This window comes from Promicromonospora kroppenstedtii DSM 19349, assembly GCF_000515355.1.
Classification (GTDB): domain Bacteria; phylum Actinomycetota; class Actinomycetes; order Actinomycetales; family Cellulomonadaceae; genus Promicromonospora; species Promicromonospora kroppenstedtii.
On the sequence record NZ_KI911593.1, the window covers coordinates 17,914 to 22,590 of the forward strand.

3 protein-coding genes are annotated in these 4,677 nt (G+C 70.3%); all 3 read left to right on the forward strand.

Annotated features, from left to right (window positions below):
* Positions 1-1,714: peroxidase family protein (locus PROKR_RS02890; RefSeq protein WP_169736305.1), on the forward strand; the 1,714-nt coding region annotated here is incomplete at its 5' end.
* Positions 1,715-1,961: 247 nt separating this feature from the next.
* A complete protein-coding gene (gene rpsO, locus PROKR_RS02895; RefSeq protein ID WP_036959411.1) occupies positions 1,962-2,231 on the forward strand; it encodes a 30S ribosomal protein S15 in 270 nt (89 codons plus the stop codon).
* 221 nt (positions 2,232-2,452) lie between these two features.
* A partial coding sequence (locus PROKR_RS02900; protein ID WP_084800217.1) for a polyribonucleotide nucleotidyltransferase occupies positions 2,453-4,677 on the forward strand: 2,225 nt, incomplete at its 3' end.

The following is a 4,677-nucleotide window of genomic DNA, read 5'->3' on the forward strand; positions in this document are numbered from 1 at the left end:
CGCGGTGCGCCGCGACCTGCGCGAGCAGCGGTTCGACGCGACGACGTCGTTCGACTACCTGCTGCGCGACCTCGCGCGGGACTTCCCGGCCGCGCACCTGCCGGTGGGCGACGACGTGGCCCGCACCCGGGACGCCCTGCTGCGGCTCGGCGCGGGCATGATCGAGGCGCCCGCAGGGGCACCGGCTCCCGGGGCACCCGCCGCACCGCCGCGCGACTCGACGATCCCCAGCATCTACACCTACTGGGGCCAGTTCATCGACCACGACATCACGCTCAACACCAACGGCCCGGACGACGGCAGCGGCCCCGGCGGCGACCAGGCCCTCGGCGACATCGTGAGCGAGCCGTTCCGCGCGTTCGAGCCCGACGCGGTGCGGCGCAGCCTGCACAACGGGCGCAACCCGCTGCTCGACCTGGACAGCCTGTACGGGTCCGGTCCCCGGTTCGAGGGCGAGAAGGACCGGGGTACCACGCGCAGCGAGGCCGCGTACGTGCCGAACTCGGCCAAGCTGCGGCTCGGCCGCATCGGCACCGAGCCGTTCGGGCCGTTCTCGCTCATCGCCCCCGGCGACGACCCGCAACGCGACCTGCCGCGCAGCACCGCGCCGGGCAGCGAGCGCATGCCCCTCATCCCCGACAGCCGCAACGACGAGAACCTGATCGTGGCGCAGTTCCACGTGGCGATGATCCGGTTCCACAACGCCGTCGTGGACTGGGTGGCGCGGTACGAGCCGTGGTGCGCGGTGACCCAGCGCGAGCTGTTCGACCGGGCCAGGGAGCTGGTGCGGTTCCACTACCAGTGGCTGGTCGTCAACGACTACCTGCGCACCCTGACCAAGTCGGGCGTGCTGGACTCCGTCCTGGCGACGGGGCCCACGCTGTTCCGGCCGGCGCGGCGCGTGGCGATGCCGCTGGAGTTCGCGGTCGCGGCTTTCCGGTTCGGGCACTCGATGGTGCGCGGCGCCTACGACTTCAACGTCAACTTCACCGGCAATGGCCCGGGCGGGGTCGCCTCGCTCGACCTGCTGTTCCGGTTCACCGGCAACGGCGGACTGTCCCCGAATCCGGCGAACCCAGCGCCGGCACTGCCGTCCAACTGGCCCGTCGAGTGGCCGCGGCTGACCGACAAGGGCGACCCCCTGTCGTTCCGCATGGCCCGCAAGATCGACCCGTTCCTTGCGGACGGCCTGGGCCACCTCCTGAACGAGGGCAACGCGGCCACCGAGCCGATCAAGGCACTGCTCAAGCAGCTCGCGCAGCGCAACCTGCTGCGTGGCTACATGCTCGCGCTCCCGACGGGGGAGGCCGTGGCCCAGGAGCTGCGGGCCCGCCCGCTCACGCCCGCCCAGCTGCGGCAGAACGCCGCACCCGAGGTCGTGGCCGCGCTCGACGACCTGGACGGCACGCCGCTCTGGTACTACGTGCTCAAGGAGGCCGAGGTCCAGGGCAACGGCAACTTCCTGGGCGAGGTCGGCAGCCGCATCCTGGCGGAGACGTTCGTCTACCTGCTGCGGCTCGACCCAGAGTCGTTCATGCGCCGTCCCGGCGGTGACTGGACGCCTGCGTACGGCGTCCGGTTCGAGGACGGCCGCCTCGTCACGACGATCTCGGACCTCCTGGCGTTCGCGGGGGTCTTCCCGATCGGCCAGGACGAGGCCGGCCCGGTCTTCCGCCGCAACGGCACGGGGTACGCGGGCCACGACGGCGCGTGAGCCCTGTCGGCGGATACGGGTGGTCGGTAGTTTGTCAGGTGGTCGGCAACTCGAGTTGCCGACCACCTGACAAACTACCGACCACCTGCGCTGGGCCGAGACGAGAGTCTCACACGGCGTCCGGTCCGCAGGCAGGCAGGGTCGTCAAGCACTGGTAATGTGGTGCCGCCGTCAGAACGGCCGCGGATCCAGAGCGCCCCGGTGAAATCAGTCCCGGAGCACCGCGCAACGACACCGAAGGAGAGCCATGCCGCTCGACACTGCCACGAAGCAGCAGATCATTTCCGAGTACGGAACCAAGCCGGGCGACTCGGGTTCGCCGGAGGTGCAGATCGCGCTCCTCACGCAGCGCATCAAGGACCTCACCGACCACCTGAAGGAGCACAAGCACGACCACCACAGCCGTCGTGGCCTGCTGCTCCTCGTGGGTCAGCGCCGTCGTCTCCAGGGTTACCTCAAGGGGATCGACATCGAGCGCTACCGCGCCCTGGTCGACAAGCTCGGCCTGCGTCGCTGATCATGCTTCCCACCAGCCCGGCCCCCGTCGCGGGGGCCGGGCTGGTCTGGTGAGATGCTGTAGTACGACAACGCAACAGCGCCGCCCGTGACCTCGTCCGGTCCTCGGTAGTGGCTTCCCGAGTCTCCCGCTCCACGCGAGCGGCGGCTCGGTGGGCCTCGATCGATGACCGTCAGGCACGGGGGCGTTCCAAGAGAACACCACAGAGAAGGAGGGCACCCGTGGAGGGTCCCGAGATCCAGTTCGCCGAGGCCGTGATCGACAACGGTCGCTTCGGCACCCGTACCGTCCGGTTCGAGACCGGGCGCCTCGCCAAGCAGGCCGCCGGCTCCGTCGCCGCGTACCTCGACGGCGAGACCATGCTGCTGTCGACCACCGCGGCCGGCAAGCACCCCAAGGACCAGTTCGACTTCTTCCCGCTGACGGTGGACGTCGAGGAGCGGATGTACGCCGCGGGCCGCATCCCCGGCTCGTTCTTCCGCCGTGAGGGCCGTCCCTCGACGGAGGCCATCCTGGCCTGCCGCCTGATCGACCGCCCGCTGCGCCCCCTGTTCGTCAAGGGCCTGCGCAACGAGGTCCAGGTCGTCATCACCGTCATGGCGATCCACCCGGACGACGCCTACGACACGCTGGCGATCAACGCCGCGTCGGCGTCGACCCAGATCTCCAGCCTGCCGTTCGACGGCCCGGTCGGCGCCGTCCGCATCGCGCTGATCGACGGCCAGTGGGTCGCGTTCCCCAAGTACTCCGACAAGGAGCGCGCGGTCTTCGACATGGTCGTGGCCGGCCGTGTCGTCGGTGACGACGTCGCGATCGCCATGATCGAGGCCGAGGCCACCGACGGCGCCTGGAACCTCATCAAGAACGAGGGCGTCGCCGCACCGACCGAGGAGGTCGTCGCCGAGGGCATCGAGGCGGCCAAGCCGTTCATCAAGGCCCTGTGCGACGCGCAGGCCCAGCTCGCCGGCCAGTCCGCCAAGGAGACGCAGGAGTTCCCGCTCTTCCCGGACTACCAGCCCGACGCCTACGCCGCCGTGGAGGGCGCCGTCTCCGGCACCACCCGCGACGCACTCACGATCGCCGACAAGCAGCAGCGCGAGAACACGCTCGACGAGATCAAGGCGACCGTCCACGAGCAGCTCGACGCCCAGTTCGAGGGCCGCGAGAAGGAGCTCTCCGCTGCCTTCCGCTCGCTGCAGAAGCAGCTCGTGCGCCAGCGCGTGCTGACCGACGGCGTGCGCATCGACGGCCGTGGCCTCGCGGACATCCGCACCCTCTCGGCCGAGGTCGAGGTGCTGCCCCGCGTGCACGGCTCCGCGATCTTCGAGCGCGGCGAGACCCAGATCCTGGGTGTCACCACGCTGAACATGCTCCGCATGGAGCAGCAGATCGACTCGCTCGGTCCGGAGACGCGCAAGCGCTACATGCACAACTACAACTTCCCGCCGTACTCGACCGGCGAGACGGGCCGCGTGGGCAGCCCGAAGCGCCGCGAGATCGGCCACGGCGCGCTCGCCGAGCGCGCGATCGTGCCGGTCCTGCCGAGCCGCGAGGAGTTCCCCTACGCGATCCGCCAGGTGTCCGAGGCCCTCGGCTCCAACGGCTCGACGTCCATGGGTTCGGTGTGCGCCAGCACGCTGTCGCTGCTCAACGCCGGTGTGCCGCTGCGCGCCCCGGTCGCCGGCATCGCGATGGGCCTCGTCTCCGACACCGTGGAGGGCGAGACCCGCTACGCCGCGATGACGGACATCCTGGGCGCCGAGGACGCGTTCGGCGACATGGACTTCAAGGTCGCCGGCACCAAGGAGTTCGTCACCGCCATCCAGCTCGACACCAAGCTCGACGGCATCCCGGCGTCGGTCCTCGCGGCCGCCCTGGGCCAGGCGCGCGACGCCCGCCTGACGATCCTCGAGGTGCTCGCCGAGGCGATCGACGTCCCCGACGAGATGTCTCCGAACGCCCCGCGCGTCATCACCGTGAAGGTGCCGGTCGACAAGATCGGCGAGGTCATCGGGCCGAAGGGCAAGATGATCAACCAGATCCAGGAGGAGACGGGCGCGGACATCTCCATCGAGGACGACGGCACCGTGTACATCGGTGCCACTGACGGTCCCTCGGCCGAGGCCGCCCGCGCGGCGATCAACGCGATCGCCAACCCGCACGTCCCCGAGGTGGGCGAGCGGTTCGTCGGCACCGTCGTCAAGACGACGTCGTTCGGCGCCTTCATCTCGCTGTCCCCGGGCAAGGACGGTCTGCTGCACATCAGCCAGATCCGCAAGCTCGTGGGCGGCAAGCGCGTCGAGAACGTCGACGACGTGCTGTCCATCGGCCAGAAGGTCCAGGTCGAGATCGGCGAGATCGACCCGCGCGGCAAGCTCTCGCTGGTCGCCGTGACCGACGAGGAGGAGTCGGCCACGTCCGACGCCGCCGAGCCGGCCGCCGAGGC